Below are 15,051 nucleotides of genomic sequence, written 5' to 3'. Positions count from 1 at the left end.
CTGTTCAGGATACGTCCGTCCGCCCGGGTCGCTTCGCTCCTGCCCGCTGCTCGCGCCAGACTCCGAGCGCGGTGTCCACATTGCCTGCACCGGACCCGTCGAGCCAGTGAATGCGATGGTCGCGGCGGAACCACGACCGCTGCCGACGCACGTAGCGTCTGGTCCCGACGAAGGTCCTCTCCTTGGCCTCGGCGAGCGCGTCGACGCCTCCCTCATCGCCAAGGGCTGCCAGCACCTGCGCGTAACCCAGGGCCCGGGACGCCGTCACCCCCTCGTGCAGGCCGCGTCCCCGTAGCGTCCTCACCTCGTCGACCAAGCCCTCGTCGAACATCGCGTGAGTTCGTCGTAACAGCCGTTCGTCGAGAAGCGCCGTGTCCCAGTCCAACCCGATGATCACCGTTCCCCAACGGGGTTCGCCGATCGTCGGTGTACTCGCTGCGAACGGCTTCCCCGTGAGCTCCACCACCTCGAGTGCTCGCACGATGCGGCGGCCGTCGGTGGCCAGGATCGACGCCGCGGCATCGGCGTCGACGAGCGCCAACTCCGAGTGCAGCGCCGCCACGCCGACGTCGGCGAGCCTGGCCTCCCAGCGCGCCCGCACCTCGGGGTCGGTGGCCGGAAAGGCCCACTCGTCGAGCAACGACTGGACGTAGAGCATCGATCCGCCGACGATCACCGGCACTGCTCCGCGACCCATGATCGCCTCGACGTCAGCGGTGGCGGCGCGTTGGTACTGGCCGACCGTCGCGGTCTCCCTGACGTCGAGCTGGTCGAGCTGGTGATGCGGGATCCCCCGGCGCTCGGCCGGTGGCAACTTGGCGGTGCCGATGTCCATCCCGCGGTACAACTGCATCGCGTCGGCGTTGACGATCTCGCCACCCAGCCGCGCCGCGACGTCGAGCGCCAACGCGCTCTTCCCGGTCCCGGTGGGCCCGATGATGGCGATGGGGCGAACCGTCACTCGGTGAACTCCCCGTTCGCTTCGCTCCTGCCCGCCGGCGCCGATCCCCTGCCCGTCGGCGCCGGAGTCCACACGCCGACGGAGTATCCGACGCCGTAGGGCGCGCCTCGGTAGAGCTCGCGTGCCGCCGACGGTGAAGGCCCGGTCAGCCCAGCCAGCACCTGGTAGGCGACCCGCCCGACGATCGCATCGGGAAGACGGGTCAACGCGACGGCGTCACCAATCGACAGCGCGTCGTCCAGCGCCGCCTGCACCGGTACGGACTCGGGAGCATCGCCGCCGGGCGCCGACGCGGTGAGCGTGTTCGCGCCATCGGCGACCACCAGTACCCCTACGGGCTCGGAAATCGCGTCGACCTCGGCACGCAACGCTCGACCCCTGGCGAGGGCGGCGTCCGGCTCGTGGTCGGCGGCGTACACCCACACCTCGGCGCTGGCCTCGGGGGCGCCCGTCGTCCGCACCCAGCCTGCGATGAGCGCGCAGAGGGGCAACGCCTTGGGTTCACCTGCGGCGCGGGGAGACAGGGCGACCTGGACGTCGGCGCCGTAGCCGCCGAAGGTTCCGACGGCGCCGGGTCCTATGACGTTGTCCGCGGGACCCGTCCCGACCACGAACCAGCGTTCGGGCAGTTCGGCGGCGGCGGCGCGCACCGCAGCCACGAGATCTCGCAGCTCCGAAGCCGCACCCGTGGCGAGTTCGGGCACCATGACGGGCGCGGAGGGGACGAAGGCGATGGCGCTGAGCACGCCTTCACGCTAGCCAGCCACCTGGTGAGCGGGCTCGGCGAGGCTCACGAGGTGGCCAGCGCGCCACGCGGGGACCACCGCTCGTGCCAAGGCATGGGCACGGCTGGGCCCGACCTGTTTCAATAGCGACTGAAAATGTGACTGAGACAATCCAGGAGCACCGCTAACAGGCGCCGCGTTGCGCGGCAGGAGCGTGGGTCATCCGCGCGGAGGGCACGAGGTTCAAGGACATGACGACCAGTGAGTCAAGCGGAGCACCCAGGCCCGCACCCCGGCCAGGACCTCCGCGCCCCGCTCCGAGACCAGGTGGTGCCGCACCGACGGTGATCGTCCCCCCGTCGGCCGACCCACATCGCTTCGGTCGCGTCGACGACGACGGAACGGTATGGCTGGTCACCTCAGTCGGGGAACGCGTCATCGGCTCCTGGCAGGCCGGCGAACACGAGGCGGCATATGCGCACTTCGGGCGCCGTTACGACGACCTGAACACCGAGGTCGCCCTGATGGAGCGCAGGCTCGCGTCGGGCACCGGCGACGCCCGCAAGATCAGAGCAGCGGCCGCCGCTCTGGCCGAGACCCTGCCTACGGCGTCGGTGCTCGGCGACGTCGACGCACTGGCAGCCCGGCTCGACGCCATCGTCGAGCAGGCCGACTCCCATGCCGCGGAGGAACGCCAGAAGCGCGACGAGCACCGCGCCGCTCAGACTGCACGCAAGGAACAACTGGCCGCCGAGGCCGAGGACATCGCTGCCAACTCGACGCAGTGGAAGTCCGCCGGCGACCGGCTGCGCGAGATCCTCGACGAGTGGCGCACCGTCACGGGCCTCGACCGCAAGACCGACGATGCCTTGTGGAAGCGCTACTCCGCGGCCCGCGAGACGTTCAACCGTCGCCGCGGTTCGCACTTCGCCGAGTTGGATCGCGAACGCGTGGGCACCCGCCAGGCCAAGGAGGCGCTGTGCGAGCGTGCCGAGCAGCTGGCCGACTCGACCGACTGGGGCGGCACCGCCGCGACGTTCCGCGACATGCTGACCGAATGGAAGGCCGCGGGCCGGGCCGCGAAGGACGTCGACGACGCACTGTGGCGGCGATTCAAGGCCGCCCAGGACAAATTCTTCAAGGCCCGCAACGGGGTCAACGCCGAGCGGGACGCGGAGTTCGAGGCGAACGCCGCCACGAAGGAGGCGCTGCTGGTCGACGCCGAGGCGATCGACGTGTCCGACGCCGACGCCGCCCGCGCAGCGCTGCGCACGGTCGGCGCCAAGTGGGATGCCGTCGGAAAGGTCCCCCGCGAGCGGGCAGCGGAGTTCGAGCGACGGATGAAGGCCGTCGAGAACAAGGTTCGCAACACCGTGTCCGCCGGCGGGACCGATCCGGAGGCGCAGGCCAGGGCCGATCAGTTCAGGGTGCGTGCGGAGCAATACGAGTCGCAAGCCGCGAAGGCAGAGGCAGCGGGACGGACCAAGGACGCCGAACAGGCCAGGGCCAGTGCCGCGCAGTGGCGGGAGTGGGCCGAGGCGGCCGTCCAGGCCTTGGGCAAGAAACGCTAGGAACCCTCGGCGGGTTTCTGGGGCGGCGCCGCGTCGGGTCCGTCGCCGAGATCCAGCAGCCCCTTGCCCTGCCGTTCCGCGGCTAGCCGGCGGCGCTCCGCCTCGGCGGCCTGCTGCACCGCGGTGCGCGACCACACCACCCTGGCCCAGTGGAACGACAGCAGGATCACCGCGATCCACGCGACGATGAGTCCGATGCCAGGTCCGGGATGCGGCTCGGCGACCGTTTGACGCGACCACACCGCCAGCATCCCGATCGGGCACGCCACCGCCGAGCCGGCGAGGGCGATCCACGCCAGACCCCAACGACGCGTGAGCAGCGCGAGGATCGAGAATCCGACGCTGAACACCAGCACCAGCCACGTGAACACCCGCGACGGCAGGGCGATCGCCTCGCCGATGGCGGCGTCGTTCCCGAGGAGCACGTCGAGGCCCTTCGCACTGCCGGTATGGGGCAGCACGAACGAGAGCAGGATGACGAACACCAGGATCGCGACGACCAAAGCTCTTGCCCCAGGGTCGATTTCGCGGGCAACGCGTCGCTCGGCGTCTTCGATGTCGCCCTTGAACTCGTCGAAGCCCGCCTCGCCGCGGTCGCCGGAGCTCATCGACCGCATCCCGTCGACACCGGCTGCGCGGGCGGCATGCCGATACCGGGCAGTCCGAGACCGACGGTCTTGGCACCGGCCGTCGTCACCTTGCGTCCGGCCTCGTGGGCGTCGCCGGCACGCGTGCGTCGATGTTCGATCAGTGCGGCGTCGGCCAGGAGGTGGTGCGGAGCGGCGCTGGTGACCGTCGTGGTGACGACGTCGCCGGGCCGGATGTCGCGTTCACCGGGCGCGAAGTGCACCAGCCGTCCGTCGCGCGCCCGCCCGGACATCCTCGCGGTGCTGACGTCCTTGCGCCCTTCGCCGGTGGCCACCAGCAGTTCGACGACCGTGCCGATCTGGGCGGCGTTCTCCTCGAGTGAGATTCGCTCCTGGAGCTCGATGAGACGCATATATCGCTCCTGCACAACGGCTTTGGGAAGCTGATCGGGAAGCTCCGCGGCAGGAGTGCCCGGCCGTTTGGAGTACTGGAATGTGAAGGCACTGGCGAAGCGGGCTCGTTCGACGACGTCGAGGGTGGCGCCGAAGTCCTCTTCGGTCTCGCCGGGGAACCCGACGATCAGGTCGGTGGTGATCGCGGCGTGCGGGATGGCGGCCCGCACGCGATCGATGATCCCGAGGTAGCGCTCGGCGCGGTAGGACCGTCGCATGGCCTTGAGGATGCGGTCCGAACCGGACTGCAGCGGCATGTGCAGCGTGGGGCACACATTGGGCGTCGCCGCCATCGCGTCGATGACGTCGTCGGTGAACTCGGCCGGGTGCGGTGAGGTGAACCGCACCCGCTCCAACCCCTCGATGTCGCCACAGGCGCGCAGCAGTTTCGCGAAGGCGCCGCGGTCCCGGGGAACATCTAGGTCGGCGAACGAGACGCCGTAGGCGTTGACGTTCTGCCCGAGGAGGGTGACCTCGAGGACGCCCTGCTCCGCCAGCGACTGCACCTCGGCGAGGACGTCACCGGGCCTGCGGTCGGTCTCCTTGCCTCGCAGCGACGGCACGATGCAGAAAGTGCACGTGTTGTTGCAGCCAACCGAAATCGAAACCCATGCGGCATAGGCAGATTCACGTGAGGCAGGCAACGTCGACGGGAACTCCTGCAGCGCCTCGACGATCTCGACCTGAGCCACCCTGTTGTGCCGGGCACGTTCTAGCAGCGTCGGCAACGACCCGATGTTGTGGGTGCCGAAGACGACGTCGACCCATGGCGCCCGGGTCAGCACGGCGTCGCGGTCCTTCTGCGCCAGGCACCCGCCGACCGCGATCTGCATGTCGGGGTTGGCTTCCTTGCGCGGCACCAGGTGGCTGATGTTGCCGTACAGCTTGTTGTCGGCGTTCTCCCGCACCGCGCAGGTGTTGAACACGACCACGTCGGCGTCGACACCGTCGGACGCACGCCGGTATCCCGCCTCTTCGAGCAGGCCGGCAAGCCGCTCGGAATCGTGAACGTTCATCTGGCAGCCGTAGGTGCGGACCTGGAAGGTGCGTTCGCGCGCCGACGAGCGCTCGCGCGAGGAACCGACATGCGAGGAGTCGGCTACCCCCACCGCACGCGCCACCATCGAAGTCACCCCTCGATGGTACGGGCGGGCACGCTGCATCCAAATTCCCCGGATTGCCGAGAGCCCGGCGATCTGCACGTTCCCTGGGTAAGGTCTTTCCGCATGGAGACCGACCAGTCGGAGGCGGACGCAATCGAGCCCACTCCGACGTCCGTGCCGATGATCTCAATCAAGGGCGTCAACAAGCATTTCGGTAGCCTGCACGTGCTCAAGGACATCAACATCGAGGTTGACCGCGGCCAGGTCGTGGTCGTCCTCGGCCCGTCGGGATCGGGCAAGTCGACGTTGTGCCGCGCCATCAATCGGCTCGAGCCCATCGATTCCGGCACCATCGCGATCGACGGGGAGAAGCTACCCGAGGAGGGGCGCAAGCTCGCGCAGTTGCGTTCGGACGTCGGCATGTTGTTCCAGTCGTTCAACCTGTTCGCGCACAAGACGATTCTGCAGAACGTCACCCTCGCACCGATGAAGGTGCGCAAGAAGTCGAAGGACGAGGCGCGCGCCGACGCGATGTCGCTGCTCGAACGCGTCGGCATCGCCGACCAGGCCGACAAGTACCCCGCCCAGTTGTCCGGGGGGCAGCAGCAGCGAGTGGCGATCGCCCGTTCGCTGGCCATGAACCCCAAGGTCATGTTGTTCGACGAGCCCACCAGCGCACTCGATCCCGAGATGATCAACGAAGTGCTGGCCGTGATGACCTCGCTCGCAGAGGAGGGCATGACGATGGTCGTGGTGACCCACGAGATGGGCTTCGCCCGCCGGGCATCCAACCGGATCATCTTCATGGCCGACGGCGCGGTCGTCGAAGACGCCGAACCCGAACTGTTCTTCTCCAACCCCACCTCCGACCGCGCCAAGGACTTCCTCGGCAAGATCCTCAACCACTAACGCTCCGGCGAAAGGAACACCGTGTTCTCTCCGTTCAAGCCGTCTCTCACCCGCAAGCCGTCTCGGCGACTCCGGGCGGCCGCCGCTTTGGCGCTCGCCATTGCCCTTCCACTCTCCGTTGCCGCCTGTGGCGGCGGGGGTTCCGGCGGTGACGACGGCAAGATCGTCATCGGCACGAAGTTCGATCAGCCCGGTCTCGGTTTGAAGAACCCCGACGGGACGATGAGCGGGTTCGACGTCGACGTGGCCACCTACGTCGCCGGACAGCTCGGATTCACCCCCGACAAGATCGAGTGGAAGGAATCTCCCTCCGCGCAGCGCGAAACGCTGATCCAGAACGATCAGGTCAAGTTCATCGCGGCGACCTACTCGATCACCGATGCACGCAAGGAGAAGGTGTCCTTCGCGGGGCCGTACCTGGTGACGGGGCAGAGCCTGCTGGTGAACGCCGACAACACCGACATCACCGGCCCGGAATCCCTGCAGGACAACAAGAAGCTGTGCTCGGTGTCCGGCTCGACGCCGGCCCAGCGCATCAAGGACAAGTATCCCGGTGTGCAGCTGCAGCAGTACGACACCTACTCGGCGTGCATCGAGGCGCTCAAGAACGGCGCGATCGACGCCGTCACCACCGACGAGGTCATCCTCGCCGGCTACGCCGCGCAGAGCCCGGGGACGTTCAAGATCGTCGGCCAGCCCTTCTCCGAGGAGAACTACGGCATCGGCCTGAAGAAGGACGACACCGAACTGCAGACCAAGATCAACGACGCGATCACCAAGATGGAGGCCGACGGCGACTGGGCGAAGGCCTTCGAGAAGAACCTCGGACCTGCGGGCATCGCGACGCCGGCGCCGCCGGCGATCGCCAAGTGACCTAGAGCCCTAGCGCAGCGGAGTCCACGTGGAGATCTTCTCCGAGTATCGGGGCCAGATCTTCGAGGCGTTCTGGACGACGATCCAGTTGACGGTGTACTCGGCCGTCGGGGCGTTGATCCTCGGCACGGTGCTGGCCGCGATGCGGCTGGCGCCGGTGCCGATGCTCAACTGGCTCGGCACCACGTACGTCAACGTGTTGCGCAACACGCCGTTGACCCTGATCATCCTGTTCTGCTCGTTCGGCCTGGCTCAGACACTGGGTATCACCCTGGTCGATTCCCAGTCGATGACGTCGATCGAGGACAGCAACTTCCGACTGGCGGTGCTCGGTCTGACGGCCTACACCGCGGCCTTCGTGTGTGAGACGGTGCGCGCCGGAGTGAACACCGTGCCGCTCGGGCAGGCCGAGGCCGCCAGGTCGCTTGGGCTGTCGTTCGGCCAGAACCTGCGAATGGTGATGCTTCCCCAGGCATTTCGTGCGGTGATCATTCCCCTGGGTTCGGTGTTGATCGCCTTGACGAAGAACACCACGATCGCCTCGGCCATCGGGGTCGCCGAGGCGGCGTTGCTGATGAAGGCGATGATCGAGAACACGGCGGCGTTGGCCACCATCGGCGCGATCTTCGCACTGGGCTTCGTCATCTTGACACTGCCGCTGGGGTTGCTCTTCGGTTGGCTCGGCAAGCGATTGGCGGTGGCAAGGTGATGAGCGCTTGCGCGAAGAACGGAGCACTCCGATGAGTGCTTGCGCGAAGAACGGAGCACTCCGATGAGCGCTTGCGCGAAGAACGGACGATCATGAGTGGCGCATCGGTCCTCTTCGACGCCCCGGGACCACGCGCCCGGGTACGCAATCGGATCGTCACCGCGGTCACGCTCGTGCTGGTGGCGATCGCCGCGTGGGGGATCTACTCGCGACTGGAGACCAAGGGCCAGCTGACGGCAGCCAAGTGGGAGCCCTTCCTGACGGGAAACCTATGGAAGACCTACATATTGCCGGGCGTGCAGGGTACGTTGACCGCGGCGGCGGTGTCGATCGTGTTGGCCCTGGTCCTCGGTTTCATGCTGGGCGTGGGTCGACTGTCCCATCACAACGGGATACGGCGGGTGTGCTCGGTGATCGTCGAGTTCTTCCGCGCAGTTCCCGTGCTGATCATGATGATCTTCGCGTACTTCTTCTACGCGACCTACGACGTGTTCCCCTCCAAGTACCTCGCGCTGGCCGGTGTCATAACCGGTCTGACGCTCTACAACGGAGCGGTGATCGCCGAGATCGTCCGCGCCGGCGTGAACGCCCTCCCCAAGGGCCAGTCCGAGGCCGCCGAGGCGCTCGGTCTGCGCTGGGGCCAGATCATGCGGTCGATCCTGCTGCCGCAGGCGGTCACGTCGATGCTGCCGGTGCTGGTGTCGCAGATGGTGGTGGTGCTCAAGGACACCGCCATCGGTTACCAGATCACGTTCTTGGAGATGGTGCGACAGGGCACGCAGGTCGGGTCGTCGTACGGCAACTACGTTCCCGCCCTGATCGTGATCGCCGTCCTGATGATCTGCGTGAACTTCGCGTTGGGCGCCTTCGCGACCTGGCTCGAGGGCCGGCTGCGCCGCTCGAAGCGCGGACCCGAGCCGATGCACGTTGCGCCGGTGACGCAGGGCTCGTTCGGCGCAGGCGCCGGCGGCACGATCTAGCCTCTAGACCCGTCTGCGTTCGCGCTCGCTGGCCAACGCCACCTTGACGACGTCGAAGGCCATCGACTGGCCGTAGCCCCGGCGGGCAAGCATGCCGACCAGCCTGCGTGCCACCTTCACGTCATCGGTGTGGTCGGTCAGACGCTCGCGGCGCAGCTTGTCGGCGACGAACTGCTCGGCACGAACCCGTTCGGCATCGGCATCGACGTCGGCAAGCGCCTCCGCGATCACCTCGTCATCGACGCCCTTGGTACGTAATTCGGCAGCCAGGGCGCGCTTGCCCTTGCCGGCGTTCAGGTGGCGCGAGCGCACCCACTGTTCGGCGAAGTCCTGATCGTCGACCAGTCCCACCTCGGCCAGCCGGTCCAGCACCCGCACGCTGACGTCGTCGGGGTACCCCCGCTTGGTCAGCTGGGCCGCGAGTTGCGCTCGCGTGCGAGCCCGTGCGGTGAGCAGACGCAGGCACAGGTTCCTCGCCTGCTCCTCGCGTTCGCGAGGATTCTGCGTCTGCTCCTCGCGCGACTCAGAAGTCGACTGGGGCGGGCAGGGCTTTGTCATTGCTGACGTCGTCGGTCAACACGGCGCCGATGCCGAGCTTCTCCTTGATCTTCTTCTCGATCTCGTCGGCCACTTCGCGATTCTCGAGCAGGAAGTTGCGAGCGTTCTCCTTGCCCTGACCCAGTTGCTCACCCTCATAGGTGAACCAGGAGCCGGACTTGCGGACGAAGCCATGCTCGACGCCCATGTCGATGAGCGAGCCCTCCTTGGAGATGCCCTTGCCGTAGAGGATGTCGAACTCGGCCTGCTTGAAGGGCGGTGCCATCTTGTTCTTGACGATCTTGCAGCGGGTGCGGTTGCCGACCGCGTCGGTGCCGTCCTTGAGCGTCTCGATGCGGCGCACGTCCAATCGGATGGAGGCGTAGAACTTCAATGCCTTTCCGCCCGTAGTGGTTTCGGGTGAACCGAACATCACGCCGATCTTCTCGCGAAGCTGGTTGATGAAGATCGCCGTGGTGTTCGAGTTGCTCAGGGCGCCGGTGATCTTGCGCAGCGCCTGGCTCATCAGTCGGGCCTGCAGACCGACGTGGCTGTCACCCATCTCGCCCTCGATCTCGGCGCGGGGCACCAGCGCGGCCACCGAGTCGATGACCAGGATGTCCAGCGCGCCGGACCGGATCAGCATGTCGGCGATCTCAAGCGCCTGCTCACCGGTGTCCGGCTGGGACACCAGCAGCGAGTCGGTGTCCACGCCGAGCTTCTTGGCGTAGTCGGGATCCAGTGCGTGCTCGGCGTCGATGAAGGCCGCGATGCCGCCGGCCGCCTGGGCGTTGGCCACCGCGTGCAGTGCGACGGTGGTCTTACCCGAGGACTCCGGGCCGTAGATCTCGACGACTCGGCCGCGGGGCAGCCCGCCGATGCCGAGCGCCACGTCGAGTGCGATCGATCCGGTCGGGATGACCGAGATCGGTTGACGCACCTCGTCGCCGAGCCGCATCACCGAACCCTTGCCGTGACTCTTCTCGATCTGGGCGAGAGCAAGCTCGAGGGCCTTCTCGCGATCAGGGGCTTGCGCCATGGTGTGGTCTCCGTCCTCGTGGGTGTCCGGTTGATCGAAGTGTTCGATCAGTTGACGGTGACGGTAGAGGTCGGTACCGACAAGTCGGTCTGACCGGTGCTTCCCGTCGAACACTGCCCACAGTAGACGAACACCTGTTCGATTCAAGTAGACACGCCGGGGACGCCTTCAGCTGCCGGGCAGGCGTCGCTTCACCACTGATCGCGCGGCACGTCGAAGTCGGCGCACAGCGCCCGCCACACGTCGCGTGGCTCCATCCCCGCCTCGATGGCCTGCGCCGCGGTGCGGCCACCGAAGCCGCTCAGTACGTGATCGACGAGCAGGGATGCACCACGCACCTCGCCGAACCGTCCTTCGACGAGTTCACGGAATTCCGTCTGCCGCACGCCACCAACCTACCGAGGCCCGAACGGCTCAAGCCAGCGCGTCGTGGCACACCCGTACCGGATCGTGCACGTCGCTGACGCCGACACCCGCCAGCCGGGCCTGCTGACGATGACCGGGAGAGGCCAACACCTCGGTCACCGCCGTGATCAGCGCCTCACCGGTGAGCGGTCGGATCAACCGGCCACTCCCTTGGCGCACAACGCGATTGGCGATCTCCCACTGGTCTCCTCCGCCGGGTACGACCACCATTGGCACGCCTGCGAGCAGGGTCTTGGACACCATGCCGTGGCCGCCGCCGCAGATCACCAGATCGGCGTGCGTCAGCAGTTCGTCCTGCCGACCTAGGCCCACAACGGCCCACGGCGGCACCGTCGCGACCGACCCACCCAGTCGGGACACGACCACTCGCGCACCGTCCGGCAGCGTCTCCCCCGGCACCAACGACTCGAGCGCGAGTTCGGCAAGACCCTGCGTGCCGGTCGTCGCCGTCGACGGAGCGACGACCACCACGGGTCCGGCCCCCTCCGGAACCTCGAGCACCGTCGACGTCGGCTCGAAGTGCAATGGGCCGACGAGGAAGGCCTCGGCCGGCCAGTCGGGGCGCGGCACTTCCAGCGCGGGCAGCGTGGCGATCAGACGCCGTCGCGGGCCGGGGTCGGCTGCGGGCAATCCGATGTCGACGCGGGCCGCCGAGCGTTGCTCATCGCCCGCACGCACCGAACGGGCCGTGAGCGCGCGCAACACGGCGTCCCGCAGCCTGCCCCGCAGGCCGACACCGGGCGCCAGCCCACTTCCCAACGGCGGCAGGCCCTTCGACGGCCGGTACAACGGATGCGGGTTCAACTCGACCCACGGCACGCCCAGCACTTCGGCGGCCATGCCGCCACACGCGGTGATCACGTCGGACACCACCAGGTCGAGGGCGAGATCCCCGAGCTGACGAGTGTTCTGCACTGCCATGCGTGCCGCCCGCCGGTGAATCTTCGCGCCGGCATCCTCGTCGTCGTCACCGTCTTCGGGATCCAGACCGTCGAGCGGGACGGCCTCGATGCCGGCCGTGCGGGCCGTCGCCAGCCACTCCGCCCCGGTCAACAGCGTCGGCTCGTCACCGGCGGCCAGGAACCTCAGGCACAACGCGATCGCGGGGAATGCGTGTCCGGGGTCTGGGCCTGCCACCATAGCGACGCGCATCCGGCCTACCCTGCCACAGCGCCGGACAATTAAGCTGGGCCCATGACCGACCAGACATCGACTGTCGCGAACACCACCAACACGCGCACGGTCGAGGCATTCCTCTTCGCACTCAGAGACCAGGACTTCGCCACGGCAGACGCGCTGCTGGCCGACGACTTGGTCTACGAGAACGTCGGACTGCCGACCATTCGGGGCCGCGCACGCGTCATGAAGATGATGCGCGCGATGGAGGGCCGGATGGGCTTCGACGTGAAGTTCCACCGCAACGTGGGCGACGGCACCACGGTGCTCAACGAGCGCACCGACGCGATGGTCTTCGGACCGCTGCGCCTGCAGTTCTGGGTCTGCGGCGTCTTCGAGGTGCACGACGGCCGAATCACGCTGTGGCGCGACTACTTCGACACGCTCGACATCGTCAAGGCCATGCTGCGCGGAATCGCCGGGATCGCAGTTCCGTCGCTGCGCCCCTCGTTCTGATGGCGGAACCCACCGCACGCACCAAGCCGAACCTCCTGCAGTACATCGGGTACAGCTACGGCAAGCGACTGCCGCCCTCGATGCTTCAGTGGGTGGCCGACGACCTCGCCGGACCCGGGGCCACCGTGCGGATGATGGTGCGCGTCTTCATCCCCGCAGTGCTGATTCTCACGCCGTTCTGGATCATCCCCATGTCGTTGTACCTGCACATGTCCACGACGCTGCCGATCCTGATCCCGTTCGTGTTCTTCTCGCACGCCTTGAACAAGGTGTGGAGACGCCACATGCTGCGAAAGCACGGGCTGGATGCCGGCCTGGTCGACTACCGCGCGAGGCAGCGTGACGCGCACATTCACGACGCGTACATCGAGAAGTACGGGCCCCGATCGGGCCCGCCGAGCAGCCACGACGTCTGAGCGTCAGGCCCCGCGCAGGTGACCGAGTTCGTCGAAGGCCTGCGCCCAGCCGGCCAGCCGATCGGTCGCATTGCCGAGTTCGTGGCGGTAGCGCTGCGCTGACATCGGCGAGCTCGACATCGACCCGGAGTTGGCAGCCGACACCAATTGCGCTGCGGCCTCGACCATTTCGTCGTACTGCCGCACACCGCTGCCGAGTTGAGCGGTGAACGCCCGAATGGTCGGCGTCAGGTGCGTCCGCGACTGGGGCGCTGCGGTGGCGGCCTTCTCCATCGACACCATCTCGTTGGCCGTTGCCATCATGGTCGCCGCGGTCTGGTTCGCCGCGGCGACGACGTCACGCAGCTCGTCGGCGGGCAGCATCCGGCCGCGTTCCATCACCCCGAGCAGGGAGAACAGCGCGCGTTCAGAGGACGTCAGCGCCGCGATCGGCTGGCGAGCCGCCGATCCCCAGGGCGGCAGCCGTCGGACCCGGCGCTCCGGCGGAAGTGGCGAACGCTTCAGCCACCGGTACCGGACGAACGACAGGGTCGCCAGGAAGGCCGCACCGACGGCGATGGCTCCAGGAATCGGCAGCACCCAGGCAGGCACCTCGTCCCAGGAGGCGAGCACCCCGGTCACGACGATCCAAAGGCCGGTGGAGAAGGTGAAGAACAGACCGGCCCGTAGCGCCCACCGCCGCTTGCGCAACAGCTTGGCGCGCGGATCCGCTGCGGCACCGAGGCGCTGTGCCACCACGTCGGAGAATTCGGCCGCGGTATCCACACCTCGCTGCACGAGGGTGCGCCACGCCTCTTGCCGTCCCGTCCGAGGATCCACTGCCATGCTCGAGATACCTACCTATTCGAAAACTATTGCGAGAGTGGATTTTCCGGCGCCGCAGCCGGCGGGTTGACGGCAGGTGCGGCGGGTGTGGCGGTGGCGCCGCCCGACGGCAACGCGTCACCGCGCATCGAGGCGCGGATCTGCTCCAATCGGGAATGCCCGGCCATCTGGACACTGGCCTGCTGGATCTCCATCATGCGGCCCTGGACTGAGTTCTGGGCGAGCTCGGCGGAGCCCATGGCGTTGGCGTAGCGACGCTCGATCTTGTCCCTGACTTCGTCGAGGCTAGGCGTGCTTCCCGGCGCGGCGATCTCACTCATCGACCGCAGGGATGCGCTGACCTGCTCCTGCATCTTGGCCTGTTCGAGCTGGCTGAGCAGCTTGCTGCGCTCGGCGATCTTCTGCTGCAGCACCATCGCGTTCTGCTCGACGGCCTTCTTGGCCTGTCCGGCAGCCTGCAGAGCCTGATCGTGCAACGCCTTGAGGTCCTCGACACTCTGCTCGGCCGTGACCAGTTGCGCCGCGAACGCCTCGGCGGCGTTGGTGTACTCGGTGGCCTTCGCCGCGTCTCCCGCCGACGTCACCTGGTCGGCCAGCGTCAACGCCTGTCGAACGTTGACCTGCAGCTTCTCGATGTCGGCGAGCTGACGGTTGAGCCGCATCTCCAGCTGACGCTGGTTGCCGATCACCGATGCCGCCTGTTGCGTCAGCCCCTGGTGCTGCCGCTGCGCTTCCTCGATGGCCTGCTGGATCTGCACCTTCGGGTCGGCGTACTCGTCGACCTTGGAGCTGAACAGCGCCATGAGGTACTTCCACGCCTTGGTGAACGGGTTGGCCATCAGTTCGTTCCGCCTTCGTGTTGGAGTAGGGCCTGTGTGCTACCCGCCAACTTATCGGTTGTGCGGAGATCACCACACCCCCGACCGGGTTTCCGGCATGGCTGAGCCAGTCGGACGTCCTCAGGCCACCGCCATCGAAACGGCCTGCGGGATGACCACCTTGGTGGAGAAGTCGATGTTCGCCGCGCTAGCCCTTGCAACGGTCCTCGGTGCGGCCAGCTCGTGTCGTTCCATGGTCGCGCCGGCGTCGGAGAGGACGCGCGACAGGGGAACCTTCAGGGCGCCACAGATGGCACCCAGGAGCTCGCTGGAGGCTTCCTTGCGGCCGCGCTCCACCTCGGACAGATAGCCGAGGCTGACTCGCGCGTGGTCGGACACCTCTCGGAGCGTCCGCCCCTGCGAGAGCCGGGCCTGACGCAACACGTCGCCGATCACTTCGCGAAGCAAAGTCGTCATCGCGGTCTCC

Annotated in this window: 18 protein-coding genes; 7 read left to right on the top strand and 11 right to left on the bottom strand. The window is 67.5% G+C overall.

Translation table 11 applies throughout. The features are described 5' to 3' along the window. Positions 1-4 precede the first annotated feature (4 nt). Positions 5-961, bottom strand: coding sequence for a tRNA (adenosine(37)-N6)-dimethylallyltransferase MiaA (gene miaA / locus VET27_RS08965; RefSeq protein ID WP_526517175.1), 957 nt, complete (start codon positions 959-961; stop codon positions 5-7). Continuing rightward, entirely contained in the window at positions 958-1,707 is a 750-nt protein-coding gene (locus VET27_RS08960) for a class III extradiol ring-cleavage dioxygenase family protein (RefSeq protein ID WP_526517173.1), read from the bottom strand. The genes miaA and VET27_RS08960 overlap by 4 nt, the downstream gene beginning before the upstream one ends. Before the next feature lie 230 nt (positions 1,708-1,937). On the opposite strand from VET27_RS08960, the gene VET27_RS08955 reads away from it, so the two are divergent. After that, the gene (locus VET27_RS08955) at positions 1,938-3,257 is read left to right on the top strand and encodes a DUF349 domain-containing protein (RefSeq protein WP_526517171.1); all 1,320 of its coding nucleotides are present in this window, start codon (positions 1,938-1,940) and stop codon (positions 3,255-3,257) included. Here VET27_RS08955 and VET27_RS08950 read toward each other — a convergent pair. Both VET27_RS08950 and miaB read right to left on the bottom strand, forming a co-directional pair. Beyond that, complete coding sequence (locus VET27_RS08950; RefSeq protein ID WP_526517169.1) at positions 3,254-3,865, bottom strand: Rv2732c family membrane protein; 612 nt, start codon at positions 3,863-3,865, stop codon at positions 3,254-3,256. The genes VET27_RS08955 and VET27_RS08950 overlap by 4 nt on opposite strands. Then, positions 3,862-5,430 (bottom strand): tRNA (N6-isopentenyl adenosine(37)-C2)-methylthiotransferase MiaB, encoded by a 1,569-nt coding sequence (gene miaB / locus VET27_RS08945; RefSeq protein WP_526517167.1) that lies wholly within the window; start codon positions 5,428-5,430, stop codon positions 3,862-3,864. Before miaB ends, VET27_RS08950 begins: the two co-directional genes overlap by 4 nt. A gap of 150 nt (positions 5,431-5,580) precedes the next feature. Between miaB and VET27_RS08940 the strand changes: the two genes are divergently transcribed. From VET27_RS08940 to VET27_RS08925, 4 genes are all read left to right on the top strand, one after another. Then, positions 5,581-6,309 carry an amino acid ABC transporter ATP-binding protein gene (locus VET27_RS08940; protein ID WP_526517357.1) on the top strand — a complete coding sequence of 243 codons (729 nt, stop codon included), beginning with the start codon at positions 5,581-5,583 and terminating at the stop codon, positions 6,307-6,309. A gap of 21 nt (positions 6,310-6,330) precedes the next feature. Next, on the top strand, positions 6,331-7,182 hold the full coding sequence (locus VET27_RS08935) for a glutamate ABC transporter substrate-binding protein (protein ID WP_526517165.1): 852 nt from the start codon (positions 6,331-6,333) through the stop codon (positions 7,180-7,182). A gap of 28 nt (positions 7,183-7,210) precedes the next feature. Further along, positions 7,211-7,891 carry an amino acid ABC transporter permease gene (locus VET27_RS08930; RefSeq protein ID WP_526517163.1) on the top strand — a complete coding sequence of 227 codons (681 nt, stop codon included), beginning with the start codon at positions 7,211-7,213 and terminating at the stop codon, positions 7,889-7,891. Positions 7,892-7,983: 92 nt separating this feature from the next. After that, positions 7,984-8,871: an amino acid ABC transporter permease gene (locus tag VET27_RS08925; protein WP_526517160.1), complete on the top strand. Its 888-nt coding sequence runs from the start codon at positions 7,984-7,986 to the stop codon at positions 8,869-8,871. Between the two features lie 3 nt (positions 8,872-8,874). On the opposite strand, the gene recX is transcribed toward VET27_RS08925, so the two are convergent. The 4 genes from recX to VET27_RS08905 all read right to left on the bottom strand — a co-directional run bounded on the left by recX (position 8,875) and on the right by VET27_RS08905 (position 12,025). Further along, positions 8,875-9,429, bottom strand: coding sequence for a recombination regulator RecX (gene recX, locus VET27_RS08920; protein WP_526517158.1), 555 nt, complete (start codon positions 9,427-9,429; stop codon positions 8,875-8,877). Next, on the bottom strand, positions 9,395-10,447 hold the full coding sequence (gene recA / locus VET27_RS08915) for a recombinase RecA (RefSeq protein WP_526517355.1): 1,053 nt from the start codon (positions 10,445-10,447) through the stop codon (positions 9,395-9,397). Before recA ends, recX begins: the two co-directional genes overlap by 35 nt. A 191-nt stretch (positions 10,448-10,638) precedes the next feature. After that, on the bottom strand, positions 10,639-10,833 hold the full coding sequence (locus tag VET27_RS08910) for a DUF3046 domain-containing protein (RefSeq protein ID WP_526517156.1): 195 nt from the start codon (positions 10,831-10,833) through the stop codon (positions 10,639-10,641). Between the two features lie 28 nt (positions 10,834-10,861). Further along, the gene (locus tag VET27_RS08905) at positions 10,862-12,025 is read right to left on the bottom strand and encodes a glycosyltransferase (RefSeq protein WP_526517154.1); all 1,164 of its coding nucleotides are present in this window, start codon (positions 12,023-12,025) and stop codon (positions 10,862-10,864) included. 42 nt (positions 12,026-12,067) lie between these two features. Here VET27_RS08905 and VET27_RS08900 point away from each other — a divergent pair, with 42 nt between their 5' ends. Beyond that, positions 12,068-12,505, top strand: coding sequence for a limonene-1,2-epoxide hydrolase family protein (locus tag VET27_RS08900; RefSeq protein ID WP_526517152.1), 438 nt, complete (start codon positions 12,068-12,070; stop codon positions 12,503-12,505). After that, positions 12,505-12,921 carry a DUF5313 family protein gene (locus VET27_RS08895; RefSeq protein ID WP_526517150.1) on the top strand — a complete coding sequence of 139 codons (417 nt, stop codon included), beginning with the start codon at positions 12,505-12,507 and terminating at the stop codon, positions 12,919-12,921. The genes VET27_RS08900 and VET27_RS08895 overlap by 1 nt, the downstream gene beginning before the upstream one ends. A 3-nt stretch (positions 12,922-12,924) precedes the next feature. Here the strand turns inward: VET27_RS08895 and pspM are convergent, their stop codons facing one another. The 3 genes from pspM to clgR form a co-directional block, all read right to left on the bottom strand. Continuing rightward, complete coding sequence (gene pspM / locus VET27_RS08890; protein WP_526517148.1) at positions 12,925-13,746, bottom strand: phage shock envelope stress response protein PspM; 822 nt, start codon at positions 13,744-13,746, stop codon at positions 12,925-12,927. Between the two features lie 26 nt (positions 13,747-13,772). After that, positions 13,773-14,585, bottom strand: a complete 813-nt coding sequence (gene pspA, locus VET27_RS08885; RefSeq protein ID WP_526517146.1) for a phage shock protein PspA — start codon at positions 14,583-14,585, stop codon at positions 13,773-13,775. 120 nt (positions 14,586-14,705) lie between these two features. Continuing rightward, positions 14,706-15,041: a transcriptional regulator ClgR gene (gene clgR, locus VET27_RS08880; RefSeq protein WP_526517143.1), complete on the bottom strand. Its 336-nt coding sequence runs from the start codon at positions 15,039-15,041 to the stop codon at positions 14,706-14,708. Positions 15,042-15,051 lie beyond the last annotated feature (10 nt).

This window comes from Mycobacterium sp., assembly GCF_035633495.1.
Classification (GTDB): Bacteria; Actinomycetota; Actinomycetes; order Mycobacteriales; family Mycobacteriaceae; genus Mycobacterium.
The sequence above is the reverse complement of the archived record's forward strand: the minus strand, read 5'-3'. Positions and strand labels throughout refer to the sequence as shown.